The 19,018-nt window shown below is 61.8% G+C and carries 15 protein-coding genes; 5 read left to right on the top strand and 10 right to left on the bottom strand.

Features of this window, described 5'->3' with window-relative positions; translation table 11 throughout:
* Positions 1-222: 222 nt before the first annotated feature.
* Positions 223-2,316 (bottom strand): excinuclease ABC subunit UvrB, encoded by a 2,094-nt coding sequence (gene uvrB, locus PQQ51_RS29655; protein ID WP_408500760.1) that lies wholly within the window; start codon positions 2,314-2,316, stop codon positions 223-225.
* A gap of 403 nt (positions 2,317-2,719) precedes the next feature.
* On the opposite strand from uvrB, the gene PQQ51_RS29650 reads away from it, so the two are divergent.
* Positions 2,720-3,919, top strand: a complete 1,200-nt coding sequence (locus tag PQQ51_RS29650; protein ID WP_408500759.1) for an amino acid aminotransferase — start codon at positions 2,720-2,722, stop codon at positions 3,917-3,919.
* Between the two features lie 225 nt (positions 3,920-4,144).
* On the opposite strand, the gene PQQ51_RS29645 is transcribed toward PQQ51_RS29650, so the two are convergent.
* Both PQQ51_RS29645 and PQQ51_RS29640 read right to left on the bottom strand, forming a co-directional pair.
* Positions 4,145-5,377, bottom strand: a complete 1,233-nt coding sequence (locus PQQ51_RS29645; protein WP_408500758.1) for a DUF3734 domain-containing protein — start codon at positions 5,375-5,377, stop codon at positions 4,145-4,147.
* A gap of 10 nt (positions 5,378-5,387) precedes the next feature.
* Complete coding sequence (locus tag PQQ51_RS29640; RefSeq protein ID WP_408500757.1) at positions 5,388-6,185, bottom strand: 3-hydroxybutyrate dehydrogenase; 798 nt, start codon at positions 6,183-6,185, stop codon at positions 5,388-5,390.
* A gap of 231 nt (positions 6,186-6,416) precedes the next feature.
* Here PQQ51_RS29640 and PQQ51_RS29635 point away from each other — a divergent pair, with 231 nt between their 5' ends.
* Positions 6,417-7,388, top strand: coding sequence for a potassium channel beta subunit family protein (locus tag PQQ51_RS29635; RefSeq protein WP_408500756.1), 972 nt, complete (start codon positions 6,417-6,419; stop codon positions 7,386-7,388).
* A 262-nt stretch (positions 7,389-7,650) separates the two neighbouring features.
* On the top strand, positions 7,651-8,496 hold the full coding sequence (locus PQQ51_RS29630; protein WP_408500755.1) for a 23S rRNA (adenine(2030)-N(6))-methyltransferase RlmJ: 846 nt from the start codon (positions 7,651-7,653) through the stop codon (positions 8,494-8,496).
* Between the two features lie 96 nt (positions 8,497-8,592).
* Here PQQ51_RS29630 and PQQ51_RS29625 read toward each other — a convergent pair whose 3' ends face one another.
* The 4 genes from PQQ51_RS29625 to cueR form a co-directional block, all read right to left on the bottom strand.
* Positions 8,593-9,633 (bottom strand): ABC transporter substrate-binding protein, encoded by a 1,041-nt coding sequence (locus PQQ51_RS29625; RefSeq protein WP_408500754.1) that lies wholly within the window; start codon positions 9,631-9,633, stop codon positions 8,593-8,595.
* A gap of 219 nt (positions 9,634-9,852) precedes the next feature.
* On the bottom strand, positions 9,853-10,200 hold the full coding sequence (locus tag PQQ51_RS29620) for a hypothetical protein (RefSeq protein ID WP_408500753.1): 348 nt from the start codon (positions 10,198-10,200) through the stop codon (positions 9,853-9,855).
* A gap of 237 nt (positions 10,201-10,437) precedes the next feature.
* Positions 10,438-10,584, bottom strand: coding sequence for a DUF3563 family protein (locus PQQ51_RS29615; RefSeq protein WP_408500752.1), 147 nt, complete (start codon positions 10,582-10,584; stop codon positions 10,438-10,440).
* A gap of 292 nt (positions 10,585-10,876) precedes the next feature.
* Positions 10,877-11,299: a Cu(I)-responsive transcriptional regulator gene (gene cueR, locus PQQ51_RS29610; RefSeq protein WP_408500751.1), complete on the bottom strand. Its 423-nt coding sequence runs from the start codon at positions 11,297-11,299 to the stop codon at positions 10,877-10,879.
* A 122-nt stretch (positions 11,300-11,421) separates the two neighbouring features.
* Between cueR and PQQ51_RS29605 the strand changes: the two genes are divergently transcribed.
* Both PQQ51_RS29605 and PQQ51_RS29600 read left to right on the top strand, forming a co-directional pair.
* Positions 11,422-11,652: a heavy-metal-associated domain-containing protein gene (locus tag PQQ51_RS29605; RefSeq protein WP_408500750.1), complete on the top strand. Its 231-nt coding sequence runs from the start codon at positions 11,422-11,424 to the stop codon at positions 11,650-11,652.
* 13 nt (positions 11,653-11,665) lie between these two features.
* A complete protein-coding gene (locus PQQ51_RS29600; protein WP_408500749.1) occupies positions 11,666-12,586 on the top strand; it encodes a dTDP-4-dehydrorhamnose reductase family protein in 921 nt (306 codons plus the stop codon).
* Between the two features lie 32 nt (positions 12,587-12,618).
* Here the strand turns inward: PQQ51_RS29600 and PQQ51_RS29595 are convergent, their stop codons facing one another.
* From PQQ51_RS29595 to imuA, 3 genes are read right to left on the bottom strand one after another with little or no spacing between them, the layout of a single operon-like run.
* Positions 12,619-16,071, bottom strand: a complete 3,453-nt coding sequence (locus PQQ51_RS29595) for an error-prone DNA polymerase (RefSeq protein WP_408500748.1) — start codon at positions 16,069-16,071, stop codon at positions 12,619-12,621.
* Between the two features lie 5 nt (positions 16,072-16,076).
* A complete protein-coding gene (locus PQQ51_RS29590; protein WP_408500747.1) occupies positions 16,077-17,858 on the bottom strand; it encodes a Y-family DNA polymerase in 1,782 nt (593 codons plus the stop codon).
* The gene (imuA, locus tag PQQ51_RS29585; RefSeq protein WP_408500746.1) at positions 17,758-18,597 is read right to left on the bottom strand and encodes a translesion DNA synthesis-associated protein ImuA; all 840 of its coding nucleotides are present in this window, start codon (positions 18,595-18,597) and stop codon (positions 17,758-17,760) included. Before imuA ends, PQQ51_RS29590 begins: the two co-directional genes overlap by 101 nt.
* Positions 18,598-19,018: the final 421 nt, after the last annotated feature.

The following is a 19,018-nucleotide window of genomic DNA, read 5'->3' as shown; positions in this document are numbered from 1 at the left end:
CCTTGTTTTTCTCTGACTGGAATTTGAACCGATTGGAACGGCAAAAGCGGTAACGTAAGCTCCATTACGAACGTTAATGCGAACCATTCTCAATATTGGTCGAGTTTATCATCGATCCACAGCGAGAACAAATGCGAACGCGCGGCAAGCCTTACGGCAGCAGGGTCTTAGAGAAATGTTAAGAAAGCCGGTTGCGACACCCGGCCTGGGCTGAGCGAGCGCTTATTGCGCCCCCTCCACGTGGTCGCCCACATTGGCGCCGAACACCCGCTGACGCAGCAACGCGAGCTGATCGCGAGTCTGCGCGGCCTTTTCGAACTCGAGATTCTTCGCGTGCTCCATCATCTGCTTCTCGAGACGCTTGAGTTCTTTCGAGAGTTGCTTCTCGGACATGTCTTCGAATTTCGCGCGGGTCTGCTGTTCCTTCAACTCGGCGCGGGCGTCGTCGACGTTATAGACGCCGTCGATGATGTCGCGGATCCGCTTGACCACGCCGCGCGGCGTAATGCCGTTCTCGAGGTTGAAGGCGACCTGCTTCGCGCGGCGCCGCTCGGTTTCGTCGATTGCGCGGCGCATCGAGTCGGTAACCTTGTCCGCGTACAGAATCGCCTTGCCGTTCACGTTACGCGCCGCCCGGCCGATGGTCTGGATCAGCGAGCGCTCGGCGCGCAGGAAACCTTCCTTGTCCGCGTCGAGAATCGCGACCAGCGACACCTCCGGAATGTCGAGACCCTCGCGCAGCAGGTTGATGCCGACCAGCACGTCGAACGTGCCGAGCCGCAGATCGCGGATGATTTCGACCCGCTCGACCGTGTCGATGTCGCTATGCAGATAGCGAACCTTCACGCCGTGATCCGCGAGGAACTCGGTGAGCTGTTCGGCCATCCGTTTGGTCAGCACGGTGACCAGCACACGGTCGCCGACCTTGACCCGCTCGTTGATCTCGCCGAGCACGTCGTCGACCTGGCTGCGCGCCGGCCGCACCTCGATCTCCGGATCGACGAGGCCGGTAGGACGCACCAGTTGCTCGGCCACCTGGCCGGCCGTCTTCTTTTCGTAATCGGCCGGCGTGGCCGAGACGAAAATCACCTGCCGCATCTTGCGCTCGAACTCGTTGAACTTGAGCGGCCGGTTATCCAGCGCCGACGGCAGACGGAAACCGTAGTCGACGAGGTTCTCCTTGCGCGCGCGGTCGCCGTTGTACATGCCGTTCAACTGACCGATCAGCACGTGCGACTCGTCGAGCAGCATCAGCGCGTCGGGCGGCAGGTAGTCGACCAGCGTGGGCGGCGGCTCGCCGGGCGCCGCGCCCGAAAAGTGCCGCGAGTAATTCTCGATGCCCTTGCAGAAGCCCAGTTCCTGCAGCATTTCCAGATCGAAGCGGGTGCGCTGCTCGAGCCGCTGCGCTTCGACGAGTTTTCCGTCGCTATAGAAGAATTCGAGCCGGTCGCGCAACTCGGCCTTGATCGTTTCGACCGCACGCACCACCGTATCGCGCGGCGTCACATAGTGCGACGACGGGTACACGGTAAAACGTGCGATCTTCTGCCGCACGCGGCCGGTGAGCGGATCGAACAGTTGCAGGGTTTCGACTTCGTCGTCGAACAGTTCGACGCGCACCGCCATCTCGGCGTGCTCCGCCGGGAAGATGTCGATCGTGTCGCCGCGCACGCGAAACGAGCCGCGCTGGAAATCGGCCTCGTTGCGGTTGTACTGCATCGCAATCAGCCGCGCGATGATGTCGCGCTGACCGAGCTTGTCGCCGGTGCGCAATGTCAGAATCATCTTGTGATATTCGGACGGGTTGCCGATACCGTAAATGGCCGACACCGTGCCCACGATAATCACGTCGCGCCGCTCCATCAGGCTTTTGGTCGCCGACAGACGCATCTGCTCGATGTGTTCGTTGATCGACGAATCTTTCTCGATGAACAGGTCGCGCTGCGGCACGTACGCTTCCGGCTGGTAGTAGTCGTAGTACGACACGAAGTACTCGACTGCATTGCGCGGGAAGAACTCGCGGAACTCCGAGTAGAGCTGCGCGGCGAGCGTCTTGTTCGGCGCGAACACAATGGCTGGGCGGCCGAGCCGCGCGATCGTGTTGGCCATCGTGAAGGTCTTGCCGGAGCCCGTCACGCCGAGCAGCGTCTGGAACGACAGGCCGTCCTCGACGCCTTCGACGAGCGTGTCGATCGCCGTCGGCTGGTCGCCGGCGGGCGCATACGGCTGATAGAGCTGGAACGGCGAGCCTTCGAACGTGACGAATCTGGATTCGTCCAGCGTTTCTTCGACTTCGGTCAGATGTTGTTCGGACATGTGGGGGCGTAGGGCGGCAACGAGGCCTGGGCAAAGAACCATTCTAACGGGTTGCGGCCAACGCCGAATGAGCGGGTCCGCGTAGGATGCGGGGCGGCCGGCTGGAGGTGTCTGGCGGTCCTTTTACTGACTTTTTGCCGCCTTTCTGCATGTGTCGCAGAACGCCGCTCCAGGCAGACACCGGGCGAACCTATACGGCCGCGTGGCGCCGGAGTGCCTGTTTTTCAAGCAAATAATTTGGGATAGCCGAATTCCCAGACCTAAAAACGCGCCCGGATTCGCTACAATGGCAAGCTGCGCTCATTCGCGGCCACCCGCCATCTGGTTGTTTTTTCGCCAGACCCCTCTGGGCCGGGCCACCCGCGTGCGATGCCGCCCTTCTTTTCACTACTGCCGACCCATCATGTCTCTGTTCTCCGCCGTCGAACTTGCTCCCCGCGACCCGATTCTGGGCCTGAACGAAGCTTTCAACGCCGATGCGCGCGCCACCAAGGTCAACCTTGGCGTGGGTGTCTACTTCAATGAAGAAGGCAAGATCCCGCTGTTGCGCGCCGTGCGCGACGCGGAAAAGGCGCGTGTCGAAGCTGCGCTGCCGCGCGGCTATCTGCCGATCGAAGGCATCGCCGCCTACGACGCCGCTGTGCAGAAACTGCTGCTCGGTAACGACTCGCCCCTGATCGCAGCCGGCCGCGTGGTGACGGCGCAGGCACTGGGCGGCACGGGCGCGCTGAAGATCGGCGCCGACTTCCTGAAGCGTCTGAACCCGTCGGCCAAGGTCGCGATCAGCGATCCGAGCTGGGAAAACCACCGTGCGCTGTTCGAAGGCGCCGGCTTCGAAGTCGTGTCGTATCCGTACTACGACGCAAAAACGCACGGCGTGAATTTCGACGGGCTGCTGAGCGCGCTGAACAGCTACGCCGCCGGCACGGTCGTCGTGCTGCATGCGTGCTGCCACAACCCGACCGGCGTCGACCTGAGCGTCGATCAATGGAAGCAGATTGTCGAAGTGGTCAAGGCGCGCAATCTGGTGCCGTTCCTCGACATCGCCTATCAGGGTTTCGGCGACAACATCGAATCCGACGCGGCGGCCGTGCGCCTGTTCGCGGCATCGGAACTGAACGTGTTCGTATCGTCGTCGTTCTCGAAGTCGTTCTCGCTGTATGGCGAACGTATCGGCGCGCTGTCGATCATCACGGCGAGCAAGGAAGAATCGGCTCGCGTGCTGTCGCAACTGAAGCGCGTGATCCGCACGAACTACTCGAACCCGCCGACACACGGCGGCTCGGTGGTTGCAGCAGTGCTGGCTTCGCCGGAACTGCGCGCAACGTGGGAAACGGAACTCGCCGAAATGCGCGACCGTATTCGTGCGATGCGCAATGGTCTCGTCGAGCGCCTGAAGGCGAGCGGCGTGGATCGAGATTTCAGTTTCGTGAACGCGCAACGCGGCATGTTCTCGTACTCCGGCCTGACGGCACCGCAAGTGGACCGTCTGCGTGAAGAGTTCGGGATCTATGCGGTAGGTACTGGCCGTATCTGCGTGGCTGCGCTGAATACGCGCAACCTCGACGTGGTGGCTAACGCGATCGCTCACGTGTTGAAGTAACGCGTTCATGCGCGCATGCGTTCGTTGCGCGTGCGTTGTCTGTCCGTTATTTGTTTGAAGTGAAGCGTTGTTCAAGTTTCGTGTAAAAACGGCGCCCTTTGATGAAGGGCGCCGTTTTTTATTGGCTCGCTTTTTCGGTTGCCGCGACGTGCTCCGAAGGCGTGTCTCCAGGCAGCCGAAACGAAGGCTCGCGCCCTGCCCGACCGCTGCGCCACGACACACTACTCAGCGCGAATCCCGATGGATATCGTGCGTGACGAAGCCTGCGTCGTTGTCGGGCATTTCCAGCCAGCCGGGTTGGGACAGCGAATGACGAATATCGTCGAGGCCGCTTTGCCAGTGCTCACGCATTGTCGAGAGGCCGAACTGAAAGTCCTTGTAGTGCCCTTCGTATTCCTTTTCACGATAGATCAGGTGGATCACGTTGTAGCGTTTCGAGCACGATAGATCCTCAGCCAGCTTGCACCATGGATCGTTACGCTGCTCGGCCGGCACACGATCGAGCACCTCGCGCAGCACGTTTCGGAAACGTTGCGAGCGCTGCAGCATGTCGGTGACGAGACGCGTGCGGCTCGAGTACTGGATGTCTTTCATGCGCCCCTGAACATCGGTGATGTTGTCCGGCACCGGCCCGATCGCGCTCCACAGATCGACCTGAAACGCGAGCGTATCGCGACGCGGCGTGGACTGAATCACTTCGTAGAGCGGCGTATTCGACATCAGGCCGCCGTCCCAGTAATACTGACCGTCGATTTCGACCGCTGCAAAACCCGGCGGCAACGCGCCCGACGCCATGAAATGCTCGGGCCTCAACGTGATGTGCGTATTGTCGAAGTACGCAAAATTCCCGGTGCCACAGTTGACCGCGCCCACCGACACCCGCATTTCGCGCGAGTTGATCCGGTCGAAATCGCACAATGCTTCGAGCGTGGCCTTGAGCGGCGTGGTGTCGTAATAACTGGCCATTTGCGGCGGCCCGGACACCGTGGGCAACGGCGGCGGAAAGCGCGGCACGAAAAAGCCCTTCTGCCCTTCGACGATCGCGCCCATCGCCTGCGTCGCGGTAAAAGCCTTGCGTATCGCGTCGCTGGAATTGAACAGCGCATGCTCGATGAATGCCGGCAGCGGCGGCCCGAACGCCGGCTGGCAGATCGTCTCCCAGAATTGCAGCAGCCGCTCGACGCGCTTCTCCGGCGGATTGCCGGCGATGATCGCCGTATTCAACGCGCCGATCGAAATGCCGGCGAGCCAGTTCGGCGCGATGCCGGCTTCATGAAGCCCCTGAAAGACGCCCGCCTGATAGGCGCCCAATGCACCGCCGCCTTGCAGCATCAGCGCGACGGTTTCGTAGTTGGGCACGCGAAGGTGCCGGTCGGAATGCGCGGCGGGCCCGGGACCCGCGCCTTCCCCGTCGCCGGGCGCACCCACGCGCGCCCGCTTGAGATTGCGTTGCGCCATGCGCGCCCCCTTATTGCATATACCAGCCGTGGCTCACAATAAAGGACTGGCCGGTCAGCGCCGCAGTCGGGAACGTGGACAGGAACAGCACGGTCTGCGCGACGTCTTCAACGGTGGTGAAGATGCCGTCCACCGTGCCGCCGAGCATCACGCGCTTGACCACTTCTTCTTCGGGAATGCCGAGCTCTTTGGCCTGCTCGGGAATCTGCTTGTCGACGAGCGGCGTGCGCACGAAGCCCGGACATACCACGTGCGAACGCACGTTGTGCTTCGCGCCTTCCTTGGCCAGCACGCGCGACAGACCCAGCAACGCATGCTTGGCCGTGACGTACGCGGACTTCAGCGGCGACGCTTCATGCGAATGCACCGAACCCATGTAGATCACGATGCCGCCGCGATCGTCCTTGTACATGTGCTTGAGCGCGGCCTTGGTGGTGAGGAAAGCGCCGTCCACGTGGATTGCCTGCATCTTCTTCCAATCCGAAAACGCGTAGTTTTCGATCGGGTTGACGATCTGGATGCCGGCGTTGGAAATGAGGATGTCGATCGAGCCGAATTCTGCCGCGACCTTGTCGATGCCCTGGTTGACGGCGTCTTCATTCGTAACGTCCATCGCCACGCCAATCGCCTTGCCGCCGCCCTGTTTGATCTCTTCAGCGACGGCGTTCGCGCCGTCCTGATTCAGATCGGCGATCGCGATCGTCGCGCCCGCGGCGGACAGCGTCAGCGCAATCTGCTTGCCGATGCCGCTTGCAGCACCGGTGACCACCGCGACCTTGCCATTCAGATTCGTGTTCAGTGAAGACATCCAGAACCTCCATGCAGTTGATGAGCAATGAGACCACGGGCCGCAGTCGGTGTGAAGTTAGCCAGATGGCATAGGCCGTCTGGCCGAATGTTGCACTGCGGCCAACGCTGCTATTGTGCATGAAGCGTGTGAACCGCAACCGTAAAACGCACATCGGGCCTAATCTCTTTAAACTGGGCGTTTCAGCGGTTTCAGTGGAATTCGGGCAACACCCCATTCAAGGAGGAACGCATGAATTATCGACGTCTGGGCCGTTCGGGCCTGCAGGTCAGCGAATTGTCCATCGGCTCGTGGGTCACCTACGGCAATCAGGTGGATCATCGCGCGGCGCGTGAATCGCTTGCGGCCGCGCGCGATGCCGGGGTCAATTTCTTCGACAACGCCGAAGTCTATGCCGCTGGCCAGTCCGAAGAGATCATGGGCCAGGCGCTCAAGGAACTCGCCTGGCCGCGCGTGAGCTACGTGGTATCCACCAAATTCTTCTGGGGCCTCGACGAAGCGCCGAACCAGTACCACACGCTGAATCGCAAATACCTGTTGAACGCAATCGACGGGTCGCTCAAGCGCCTGCAACTCGATTATGTCGATCTGGTGTTCTGCCATCGTCCTGATCCGAACACGCCGGTCGAGGAAACCGTCTGGGCGATGAGCGACATGATCACGCGCGGCAAGGCGTTGTACTGGGGCACCTCCGAGTGGAGCGCGGACGAAATCCGCGCGGCTCACGACATTGCGGAACGCCATCATCTGCATAAGCCCGTGATGGAGCAGCCGCAGTACAACCTGTTTCATCGCAAGCGCGTCGAGCAGGAATACAAGCGGCTTTACGAGGACATCGGCCTCGGCCTCACCACGTGGAGCCCGCTTGCGTCGGGGCTTCTCACCGGCAAGTATCGCGACGGCGTGCCCGCGGACAGCCGCGCGCAATTGCAGGGTTACGAATGGCTGCGCAAGCAGGTCACGGATGCCGGCAAGAATAACGTGGTCGGCAAACTGGGCGAAGTAGCGGACGAACTGGATTGCACGATCGGCCAGTTGGCGATCGGCTGGATTCTGAAGAACCCGAATGTCAGCACGGTGATAACGGGCGCGTCGCGGATCGAACAGATCGCCGAAAACATGAAATCGGCGGAGGTGGCCGAACGCATCACGCCGGAGATCAAGGAGCGGATCGAAGCGATCATCGGCGACGCGTACAACTGAGCGGCAACTCGCTCGTGCTCGTGCTCGGGAGTACGGCGTGCGGGCCGTGCTTCCGGCAATGCGCTGCAGGGTGCAACGCGGCGTCGCGTACAATACGCGACCGCGCTGCACACGGGCGCCGTATTCCGCGCAGGAACCCGCGCGGTTTCTTGCACGGTTACCTGCGCAGTTGCCTGCGCGCTTGCCTGTTGTGCCGCCGCATTGCATTCGCGTTGCCGGATCCACCCTGGAGCGGCACGCCCTCTTTCAGCGTTTCCTCATCATGCTCAGCTACCGCCACGCCTTTCATGCAGGCAATCACGCCGACGTTCTGAAACACGCCGTCGTGTTGCAGCTCCTGCGCTACCTCGGCCAGAAGGACAAAGCCTATTGGTATATCGACACGCACGCGGGCGCCGGCGTCTATTCGCTGAAGGAAGGCTACGCGACCAAAACCGGCGAGTTCCAGACCGGCATCGCGAAACTGTGGGAGCGCAACGATCTTCCTCCGATCTTTTCTGACTACGTCGAAGAAGTCGGCGCGTTGAATCCGGACGGCCAGTTGCGCTTCTATCCGGGCTCTCCGTATATCGCGTGGCGGCAACTGCGTGAACAGGACCGTCTGCGTCTGTTCGAACTGCACACCACCGAAATCGACGTGCTGCGCCACAACTTCCGCGATGCGGGCCGGCGCGCGATGCTCTATGCCGGTGACGGCTTCGACGGCATTCTCGCGCTGCTGCCACCGGCGCCGCGCCGCGCGCTGATCCTGCTCGACCCGTCGTATGAAGACAAGCGCGATTACACGCGCACGCTGCGCTGTGTCGAGGAGAGCCTGAAGCGCTTCCCGACCGGCACGTATGCGGTCTGGTATCCGCAGGTGAGGCGTCTCGAGTCGCAGCGCTTTCCCGATCAGTTGAAGAAGCTGCAAGACCGCAACTGGCTGCACGTGAGCCTGACCGTCAGCAATCCGCCGACCGACGGCTTCGGGCTATTCGGCAGCGGGATGTTCATCCTGAACCCGCCCTACACGCTGGCGAAAACGCTCAAGGATCAGATGCCGTGGCTCGTCAAAACACTGGGCGAAGACAAGGCCGCGCAGTTCAAGGTCGAGTATCGCGGCGATTGAGTTTCGTGACGGCTACGCGCAGCGTGCAGGCGGAGAAGCACGGTGGTTCACGCATGCCTCATGCGCGGCAGCCTGCCCGGTTAGAGACTTCGCCACTCACTTGATCTGAGCCGCGGCCTTGCGAGCGAAGTCGTTCGTATAGGTCGCGTTCAGGTCGATTTTGGCCGGGTCGAGACGATTGTCAAACGAGGCCAGCGCACGCAGCGATGTCGCCGGGCCGTCCGCGGGCATCAAACCATCAGGCGAGTAAGCGTCGCGCACGTTGTGGAACGCTTCCACATACAGCGCCGGGTCGTTGAGCAGATAGGCCGGCGGCACCATCTTCAGCAGATCCGCATCGCTCGCACTCTGAAGCCAGCGATCCGCGCGTACGATCGCGTTGGCAAGCGCCTGGGTCGTTTTCGGGTACTTCTGGATGAAGGTCTCCGATGCGTAGAGCGTCGCCGCCGGCATGGTCCCGCCGAACACGTCCTGAGTGCCCTTCACCGTGCGTGTATCCACCAGCACCTTGATCGCGCCGCTGCGCGCGAGTTTGGTCATCATCGGATCGACGTTGGAAAGCGCGTCGAGTTGACCGCCGCTCACGGCGGCCAGCACCGTCGCGCCGCTGCCCACGCCGATCGCCGAAATCTCGTTGCGCTGCACGCCGGCCTTGCGGAGCGCCACGGTGAGCACCAGATCGGTCGACGAACCCGGCGCGCTCACGCCGACCTTGGCTCCCTTGAAGTCCGCCATCGTTTTGAGCTGATCGGCCTTCGACTTCAACACTGCCACGACGATCTGCGGCGCGCGCCCCATCAGCACGAACGCGCGATAGCGCTGGCCCTTCGCCTGCATGAACAGCGTGTGCTCGAACGCGCCCGCTCCTACGTCCGCGCTGCCGCCTACCACGGCTTCCAGCGCTTTCGAGCCACCGGCGAAATCTTCGAGCGTGACGTCCAGGCCTTCGTCCTTGAAATAGCCCAACTGATGCGCGGCGAGCACCGGCAGATAGTAAAGACCCGGCAAGCCGCCTACCGCCATCGTCAGCGTGGGCTTTTCCGGCGTGTCCTTTGCGAGTGCGACGTGAGTTTGCGCAACAAGCAGGGACAGCGCGACGCAGGTGCCCGCGACTCGGCGCATCCAGTGAATAGCCATTTCAATGTCTCCTTGTTCTGTTTTCGTTCGATTCAATGCCGCGCGCATGACGAAGGCGTCGGCATTGGCGAGAGAGCGCGCCACGATTGTCGTCGGACCGTTTCGCGCTCGCCATGCGCCGAAACCCGAATGACGCGACGTGTGCTGCGACAACGCATGCCGATCGAAGCCGATCGAATCGAAAACAGAACTACTACTGGAGATCGCGCCGGAAGACGTTTATTGGGAACGGGGCACTGGACGCGGTTGCGGCCGAGGTTGCGGCGTCGGTGCATTTCCGCCGACTGGCACGGGAACATAAGGCGCGACCACGAACGGAATCGACGAATTCGGCGTCAGTTCGGCAGGCGTCGCAATGGGCTGCGCGCCGACGATCGGCTGCCGCGACAGCGGCGCGGTTTGCAACACCGTGCCGCTCTGCCCGTCGTTGATACCGCTCTGCGTATCGAGGATCAGCGGCTTGCGAGTGTTGCTGGACGCAGCGAACGCCGGTACGGCGAGCGTTGCGACGAACGACGCTGCGATGGCCGCAGCCAGCGCGAATTGGAACGAGCGGACAGGACGCATGGGCGGGCCGGTTAAGTTTGAGAATGCCGGATTGCGCGAAAACGCCTTACCTTACCGCGAGCGCACGTTTGAGGCTAGTCGATATCGGCCATGGCAGCCGCTGGATTGGCGCTGAATTCCGTGCGGAGGCAAATTTTTGAGCTCCAGATGTGACAAAGCCCCGTCTATACGGGGCTCAACACTTACTGCGGTGGCTGCGCGCCTGCGCTGCCGGGTCAAACGTGATGCGGGTGATGCTTACAGCGAGTAACCGTTGGCTTCGAGCGAACGAATGCGTTGTTCGAGCTGGACGATGTCCGACGACGATGCCAGATACGCTTCGCGACGGCTACGTTCTGCGGTTTCAAACCAGGTGCTCAGCTTTTCAAGTACGTATGCAAACATGATGTTCTCCAAGGATCAGATGTGAATCCCCGGTGCGTTGCGTATCAGGGATTTCCCTAAAAAAGGGTTAACCCGGATTATAGACCTGCGGTGCAACCGCGCTAGTGAAATGCACGCATGACGTGCATTCCGTTTTGGAATGGTGCACGCTGATGGTGCACGTAAGTTATTGATTTAATTTGCACAAAAATCAATTTACAAGAACGCTCGATCAATCCCCCAATTATTTTGCACTCTTTTGGTGCTTATTACGTTAACCGAATTGCTTAGCAGCAGGTTGCACCTGACACCATTAAATAGGATGGCAACCTTGCCCGCACACCAGATCGGTATCCGCGAGCCGCTCGATGATCGGACAGTCCGGTCGGTCGTCGCCATGGCAATGGTCGGCCAGGTGCGCCAACGTGTCGCGCATGTCCGTCAGCTCGGCAATGCGGCGCTCGAGATCCGCCACGTGCTCCAGCGCGATCGCCTTGACTTCGGCGCTCGCGCGCGAGCGGTCGTGCCACAGTGCCAGTAACCGGCGGATGTCTTCGACCAGAAAGCCGAGACGACGCGCCTGCCGGATAAAACGAAGCGAATGCACTTCCTGCGGCCCGTAAACACGGTATCCGGCACTCGTGCGCGCTTTCGCCGCGAGCAGGCCGACACTCTCGTAATAGCGGATCATCTTCGCCGTCACGCCCGACGCGCGGGCCGCTTCACCGATATTCATCACGTCTCTCCAATAGGTATGCCGATCGTACGCCTTACCATCGTGGGAAGGTATACCGCTCAGGTGCGCATCCACGGGCATAATTCAACCACTGTACCGTTCAATTTTCGAGGCCAATCCCGATGACGATCGAATTCCAGGTAGAAGGCATGAGTTGCCAGCATTGCGTGGCAGCTGTCACGAAGGCGATCCACGAACACGACAGCGCCGCACAAGTCCAGGTCGAACTGGCATCCGGCCGCGTGGCGGTCGACTCCACCCAGCCCGCCGAGACGCTGAAAGCCGCGATCGACGAAGCCGGTTACACGGTCACAGGCGTAGCCACCCGCGCAGTCCCCGGCGCGCCGCGCTAAACGGGATTCCATCATGTTCAAGGTTGCCGTCATCGGTGGTTCGGGGCTGGTCGGTCGGGTGCTCGTCGACGAGTTGGCGCAGCAGACGGACTGGCAAGTCGTCGCCACGGCGTTCACCCGACCGGGGCCGGACACGGTCGCGCTGGATATTCGCGACGCGCAGGCTGTCGAGCGGTTTGTCGAACGCGAAGCGCCGGATGCGCTCGTGATTGCCGCGGCGGAGCGTCGGCCGGATGTGTGCGAGCACGATCCGGCACTTGCCCGCGCGTTGAATGTCGACGCAGTGCGCACCCTGGCCACGGCAGCAAAGCGGCGCGGCACCTGGACACTGTCGATCTCCACCGACTATGTATTCGACGGCGGCCACCCGCCCTACCAGCATGACTCCGAGCCGTCGCCGCTCAACGCCTACGGGCGCAGCAAACTCGAAGGCGAACGCGCGCTGCTCGACACCACCGAGCTCGGCTGCGTGTTGCGTTTGCCGCTTCTGTATGGACCGATCGTCAGTTGGTCCGAATCCGCGGTAACGAGTCTCGTGCCGGCGATCGCCGCGTCCGCCGTGCCGGACGGTAAGCCTGCGCCGATGGATGCATGGGCGATCCGTTATCCGACCTTCACGCCGGACGTCGCATTCGTGATCCGGCAGTTGCTCGAACGACATGCGCGCGGCGAAGCGATTCGCGGCATCGTGCAATGGTCGGGCGATGAACCGATGAGCAAGTACGAGATCGCCGTGCGTCTTGCCGAGGCATTACGACTCGACGCCCAACTAACGCCACAGTCCACGCCGACCGACACGACGCCGCGTCCGCACAACTGTCATCTCGCTTCAAGCCGGCTCGAAGCGCTCGGCATCGGTCGCCGCACGCCGTTTGACACCGCGATCCGCGAGGTGCTGACTGCGTTTCCGTGGCGAGGCGAGGCACCCGCCTGACGGCTTGCACGCAGCGAAGCGCAAGCAAGGCGTCAATGAAAATCGCGACTTGACGTGGCGAGTTCGCCCAGCCATTCGCTGTGATCTTCGAGCCGATGCGCGACGAGGTGAATCACTTCACCCTGATTTTTCTGTTGGCTTTTGCCAGCTTGACCAGCTTGACCACCTTGACCACCTTTATCACTTCGGCCACCGGTCTTATTGACGCCCCCACCCGCATCCGCGTTGTCACCGCCAGTCGCCACGCCATCGTCGCGTTGCAAAACGCCGTACACCGCCAGCAACGACGCGCCCAGCAGCACCTTGCGTTGCGCTTCCACCAGCTTCGGCCAGACGATCACATTGATCGAGCCCGTCTCGTCTTCGATCGAAACGAACACGGTGCCGTTCGCCGTGCCCGGCCGCTGCCGCACGGTAACGATGCCGCACGCGCGCACCAGCGTGCCGTGTCCGCATGCAGCCAGTTCGGCCGCCGTGCGAAACCGCTGTCTGGCGAGACGAGCCCGTAGCAGCGCGAGCGGATGACGGTTAAGAGTAAGGCCGAGGCTCGCGTAGTCGTCGACGATTTCGCGGCTCTCGGTGGCGTGCGGCAACGCGAGCGGCGCTTCGGCAATCGGCGCGTCGCGCAGCAATTTGGGCACGATATGCTGCGCGGTCACCGCCCACCACGCCTCGCGCCGATGACCCGCGATGCTGACCAGCGCATTCGCCGCAGCCAGCGCTTCGAGATCGCGGCGGCTCAATGCCGCGCGGCGCGCGAGGTCGTCGACATCAGTGAAGCGCGCGTCATCGCGGGCTGCCATGATGCGCTCCGCGGCCGCCTGCGAGAGTCCCTTGATCAGATGCATGCCGATGCGCACCGCAGGACCTCGCGCACCGTACGTGCCGGGCGCCTGAAAGACACGTGCGGTCAACCGTTTCGCTGCACGTCTCACGGTGCGGCTCACGCTCAGGCGCCGCAGCGACAAATCGCGCAACTGCTGCGCGGACAATAGGGTCTGCTGACGATGCAGACTCGTGTCGCTCGCCGACATGCGTTGCCCCTCGCGTCCCTTTCTTTCGAACGTCGACTCCCAGTCGCTCAACGTCACGTCGGGCGGCAACACCTTGACGCCATGCCGCTTCGCATCCTGCACGAGTTGCGATGGCGAATAGAATCCCAGCGGCTGACTGTTCAGCAGACCCGCAAGAAACGCGGCCGGCTCGTAGCGCTTCAGCCACGCGCTGAGATAGACGAGCAACGCGAAGCTCGCCGCATGGCTCTCGGGAAAACCGTATTCGCCGAAACCCTCGATCTGCTTGCAGATGCGCTCGATGAACTCCTGCTCATAGCCGCGCGCGGACATGCGGTCGCTCAAATCTTTCTGATACTTCGCGAGATTGCCGCTGCGCCGCCACGCGGCCATTGCGCGACGTAGCTGGTCCGCCTGCTCACCGGTGTATTCCGCCGCAACCATCGCGAGGTGCATCACCTGTTCCTGGAAGATCGGCACGCCGAGCGTGCGTTCGAGCACCGGACGCAATTCGTCTTTCGCGTAATCAATCGCTTCGAGATTCTGCTTGCGGCGCAGATACGGATGCACCATGCCGCCCTGAATCGGCCCCGGCCGCACGATCGCGACTTCGATCACGAGGTCGTAGTATTTGTTCGGCTTCAGACGCGGCAACATGCTCTGCTGCGCGCGCGATTCGATCTGGAACACGCCGATCGTATCGGCATGGCCGCACATCTCGTAGACGGCGCGGTCTTCGCGCGGAATATCCTGCACCCTGAACTTCGGAAAGCCGCGCCGCAACGCGACGAACTCCAGCGCGCGCCGGATCGCGGACAACATGCCGAGCGCCAGCACGTCGACTTTCAGCAGCTTGAGCGCGTCGATATCGTCTTTGTCCCACTCGATCACGCTGCGGTCTTTCATCGTCGCGTTTTCGATCGGCACGAGCCGTGAGAGTTTGTCTTTGGCGATCACAAAGCCGCCGACGTGCTGCGACAGATGACGCGGAAAATGGCGCAGTTCTTTCGTCAGCCGGATCAGGTTTTTCGTGATGTGCGAAGTGGCGTCGAAGCCCGCTTCGGCGAGATATTTTGCAACCGCCTCCGTGCCGTCCCACCACTGCTGCGATTTGCTGATGCGCTCGATCAGCGACGCAGTGAGCGCCGCCCGATGACGCCCATACTTCGAGTAGATGTACTGAATCACCTCTTCGCGACGCTGATGCTCGAAGTCGACGTCGATATCGGGCGGCTCGTTACGCGCGCGCGAGATGAACCGTTCGATCAGCATGTTCATATTCACCGGATCGATTTCCGTCACATGCAGGCAGTAGCAAACGATCGAATTCGCCGCCGATCCTCGCCCCTGACACAGTATGTTTCTTGAACGCGCGAAGCTCACGATATCGTGCACCGTCAGAAAATACTTTTCGTATTTCAGTTCGGCGATCAGCATCAACTCTTTTTCGATCTGACCAATCCGCTTCAGATCCATGCCGTCCGGCCAGCGTTCCATCGCGCCGGCCATCACCAGCTTGCGCAGATAGCTCGACGGCGATTCACCGGCCGGCACCAGTTCCTCGGGATACTCGTATTTGAGTTCGTCGAGCGAGAAGCGGCATAACGCGGCAATGCGCAATGTTTCTTCGAGCGTATCGCGCGGGTACAGTTTGCCGAGCCTCACGCGCGTGCGCATATGCCGTTCGGCATTGGCTTCGAGCGCATGGCCGCATGCCGAAAGCGGCGTGACGAGGCCGATCGCGGTCAGCGTGTCCTGCAAGGGCTTGCGCGATCGCACGTGCATCAATACGCCGCCTGCCGCGACCAGCGGCAAACCGCTTGCGTTGGAAATCATTCGCAACGCGTCGATCTGAAGATCGTCGCTGCCGGTTTGCCAGAGTTCCAGTGCGATCCATGAGCGGCGTGGCGCGAACGATGCAAGCCAATGCGCGCAGCGCAGCGTGTGCGCGAGCGTTGCCGTGCGTTGCGGCACGAGGATCAGGATGCAATCGGGCAACGTCCGGAGGTGCTCGAGATGCGGCAGCACATCGGTGAAATCGGCCGGCGCGACGCGGTAGCTGCCTTTGTCCGCGCGCGAGCGGGCCAACGTGATCAGCTCGGACACATTGCCGTAGCCGTTGCGGTTGGTTGCTAGCGCAACGAGCGTGCAGAACGGCAGGCCTTCGTCATCGGTCAGGTTGAGTTCGCTGCCGATGATCAGTTGGGGAATGGGATTGGGCGGCGGCTGGTCCTGATACTTTTGCTGGATTTCGCGCAACGCCGTATACGCTCGCACGACGCCCGCCAGCGAGCACTCGTCGGTTATCGCAAGCGCGCTATAGCCGCGCGACATTGCCTGCTCGACCAGTTCATGCGGATGCGAAGCGCCTCGCAAAAATGAAAAATTGCTCAGGCAATGCAATTCCGCATATGGCGGCAGATGCGCGGCAGCCGTCGGGTCGGCTGAGAATGGAGCCGGTGAATTTGCCATGCGATTCAACCGAACAGACCCTGCAAATACCACTCGCCGTTCAGACGTTCGCGGTACACCCAGAACATATGACCGCGATCGTCGGCGGCGACGTAGTAATCCCGCTCGACGAGCTCGCCGTCCCACCAGCCGGCTTCGATCCGCTCGGTACGTGTGAGCATTTTCAACGGCCGACGGTAGATCGGCCGCTGGTCGCGCATCAACAGACGCAACGGCTTGTCGAGCATCCAGAGCGGACGAGGCTGCAACGGCAAGGTGCTGTCGGGCAAATCGAGCGAGGCCTGGGCATTGCCCGGCTGAGTAGTCTTTGCGTGGGCGCGGCCGGCGACCGTCATTTCGTCCAGCCATCGCGCCATCTCAGGCGATTGGGTTCGCGCATCGCCGTCGTCTGCTTGCGCGCCTTCTGACGCGGCATGCTGCAGTTCGTCCGTCAGCCAGGTTCTATCGGCTTTGGTTCTGGTTCTGCCCCGCGCTTTCGTCGTCGATGATCGCTTCTTGCGCGAGAGCGCTTGCGCCTGATACGCGTCGACGCGCATCGCCCGTTCCGGCCGATGGTCGTCGTGCACCGACATTTGCAGCACGTTCTCCGGCCCCAGCCGTGCGCTCAGACGTTCGAGCAGACGCGCGATCGAATCGCCATCCGATTCCGGCATCGGGAACAAAGTATCCGACTGCCCGGCGAACTCGCCGATCTGATCCGCGACCAGTTTCAACTCGATCACGGGCGCAGCCAGCACGGTCTGATTCAGCTTCTCGCGTAACAGCCAGATCAGATGCTCGGCATCGCGCGACGGTATCGCCCACGCAACCTTCAGGCTCGACGTTTTCGGTGCATGACGTAATGCCAGTTCATGTTCGAGCAGCAGCGTATAGCCGCTGAGTGCCGCATGATGCGCGCTCAGCCAGCCGGCCAGTTGCACGATCAGCCGACGCGCGGCAAACAACAGCGCGTCGGCGTTGTCGACCCGCGACGGCAACTCCAGTTGCGCGTGAAACGACGCCGGCGCGCGAAACGATTCGCGCGGGTCGGGCCGCGCACCGTACGCCTGTGCCAGCAGATCGAGGATGCCACTGCCGAAACGCCGTACGACACCCGCCCGTGGCAACTGTCGCAGATCGGCCAGCATATTGCAGCCGACATGCATGAAGGCATCGCGATGCGCCTGCGCAACCGGCAGCAACGACACCGGCAACCGATCGAGAATACGCATCAGCGAGGTTTCCTTCACCAGATGCCAGCGACGTCCGTGCCCGGCGACGCGCGCCTGCGCCAGTAACCATGCTCCCCACGCGGTCGGCGCACAGGCCATGCGCGCCGTATAACCGAATTCCGCCACCGTCGCCGACACTCGCGAGAGCAGCTTGCGCAAACCGCCGAACAGCCTCAAACCCGAGCCGACTTCAAGCAACAAGGTATGTGCGTCGGCCAGCGATACTCTTGGCGTGTACGTCAGCAACGCAAGCGCCATCGCTTCGAACGCCTCAGTTTCACGAGCGGCATCGGCGCCGAGCATTTTGAGCTCGGGAGCCAGCGCCAACGCATACGAGCGCGATTGGCCGGCGTGGACACCTGCGCGCAATGCATCGAAATCCGGCATCAGGATGTGCGCGTGATCGGCCAACGCATAGCAGTGCTTCCTGACGGCCTCTTCAGGATTTGCCTGCGAGTCGGCCTGATCGCGCGGCTCAGGCTGATTCGGCTGCGCGGGAGAACCAGCTGGAAGCCACGCGAGAGGCTTCACCGCTTCCAGCGACAACAGTGGCAAGGTGACTGCGATCCACAACATGTTCGATCTCTCGTCCTTGATGGCTACCGGTGCCGTTTTCCGGCAGCGAGACGCTTTGCAACGGCAGGATGAGACGCAAAGGCTCGGCAAGCGGTGGGCCGCGACGCTTGAAGATGTCGATCGACATACCGATCTCCTGCAGCCATTGGCGACGGTTGATCGTCTGCGCATTGGCCGGCAAAAGCGGCGTGCAGATCATCCGCAAGGGTGCCGGCGAAGATTGCGTAGCCGCCTCGACCGGTCGGATCAAAAACGCCAGCGACGCCGACTCCTGAGCCGCCACCTGCAGACGCCGAACCTTGTCGGCGCGTGCATTGCGCAGCCATACCAGCACGGCGCCGATACCACTCTGCTTCAACGCCTGAGTGGCGGCCCACAACGCCTGGTCTTCACACGAACGCACCCATAAGACTCTCCCGGCATCCACTCCCCACGCCTGCAACGCCGAAGCACACGGCTGATAAGGTGGCGCCACTAGCATGACGTGCCGTTCGGCTTGTGTCGTCAGTTGACGGAGGGCATGGGCCAGCAGGCGTACTTCGCCCACGCCTTCGTGTTCGATCAAAAGCTCCGTCAGACTGCCGGCCGACCAGCCTTGTCCCGGTAGCGACTGATCCAACTCGGCATAGCCACTGGAAATCACTCGCGAGTCTGGCTCGGCAAGCTCGTTGCCCTGCCACACCTGACGCCGTAATTGCGACGACAGCGCGGTCGTCGCCAGCTGGATTGCTACTGCCATAGACACGCTCTTTCGATAGAGAATGCTCCGCCCCGCCCGGCATCAGGCAAGCATGAGGTGACGATTTTTCACTGTATATTTATACAGTATTTTGCAGCGAATGTTAAGGCGGGATGGGGAGGCAAAAAGGCGGAGGAGTGAGGGCATTGCTACCGATCGCGAGGCGGTTGTTCATGCCGGGGAGCGATGAGTTTGTGGCGCATAGTCGCGACACGCGAGGTAAGTGAGAACCTTTGAACGCATGAAACGTCCGGTGGTTCTATGGAACCGATTTGAGCAGAAGGAGATGTGACGGCAGGAGCAGCTTATCGTTGACGACAGCGAAGGTGTCCGTCGAGAGGAAAGATGAAGCGGAAATGGTGGTTGCGTAGCCCGAGGCCCCGGATATGCGAATGTGCTTCGAATGGGGAAGGCGCCTTGA

Origin of the sequence: Paraburkholderia xenovorans (assembly GCF_046030735.1) — a bacterium.
Taxonomy (GTDB): domain Bacteria; phylum Pseudomonadota; class Gammaproteobacteria; order Burkholderiales; family Burkholderiaceae; genus Paraburkholderia; species Paraburkholderia xenovorans_A.
This window is presented reverse-complemented; position numbering and strand designations above follow the sequence as displayed.

Bases quoted from the DNA above. Each gene is read 5' to 3' on its own strand.
- PQQ51_RS29645 (WP_408500758.1), bottom strand. From the start codon at position 5,377: ATGGCGCAACGCAATCTCAAGCGGGCGCGCGTGGGTGCGCCCGGCGAC.
- PQQ51_RS29595 (WP_408500748.1), bottom strand. From the start codon at position 16,071: ATGGCAAATTCACCGGCTCCATTCTCAGCCGACCCGACGGCTGCCGCG.
- PQQ51_RS29590 (WP_408500747.1), bottom strand. From the start codon at position 17,858: ATGTTGTGGATCGCAGTCACCTTGCCACTGTTGTCGCTGGAAGCGGTG.
- PQQ51_RS29620 (WP_408500753.1), bottom strand. From the start codon at position 10,200: ATGCGTCCTGTCCGCTCGTTCCAATTCGCGCTGGCTGCGGCCATCGCA.
- uvrB (WP_408500760.1), bottom strand. From the start codon at position 2,316: ATGTCCGAACAACATCTGACCGAAGTCGAAGAAACGCTGGACGAATCC.
- imuA (WP_408500746.1), bottom strand. From the start codon at position 18,597: ATGGCAGTAGCAATCCAGCTGGCGACGACCGCGCTGTCGTCGCAATTA.
- PQQ51_RS29630 (WP_408500755.1), top strand. From the start codon at position 7,651: ATGCTCAGCTACCGCCACGCCTTTCATGCAGGCAATCACGCCGACGTT.
- PQQ51_RS29640 (WP_408500757.1), bottom strand. From the start codon at position 6,185: ATGTCTTCACTGAACACGAATCTGAATGGCAAGGTCGCGGTGGTCACC.
- PQQ51_RS29650 (WP_408500759.1), top strand. From the start codon at position 2,720: ATGTCTCTGTTCTCCGCCGTCGAACTTGCTCCCCGCGACCCGATTCTG.
- PQQ51_RS29600 (WP_408500749.1), top strand. From the start codon at position 11,666: ATGTTCAAGGTTGCCGTCATCGGTGGTTCGGGGCTGGTCGGTCGGGTG.
- PQQ51_RS29615 (WP_408500752.1), bottom strand. From the start codon at position 10,584: ATGTTTGCATACGTACTTGAAAAGCTGAGCACCTGGTTTGAAACCGCA.
- PQQ51_RS29635 (WP_408500756.1), top strand. From the start codon at position 6,417: ATGAATTATCGACGTCTGGGCCGTTCGGGCCTGCAGGTCAGCGAATTG.
- PQQ51_RS29605 (WP_408500750.1), top strand. From the start codon at position 11,422: ATGACGATCGAATTCCAGGTAGAAGGCATGAGTTGCCAGCATTGCGTG.
- cueR (WP_408500751.1), bottom strand. From the start codon at position 11,299: ATGAATATCGGTGAAGCGGCCCGCGCGTCGGGCGTGACGGCGAAGATG.
- PQQ51_RS29625 (WP_408500754.1), bottom strand. From the start codon at position 9,633: ATGGCTATTCACTGGATGCGCCGAGTCGCGGGCACCTGCGTCGCGCTG.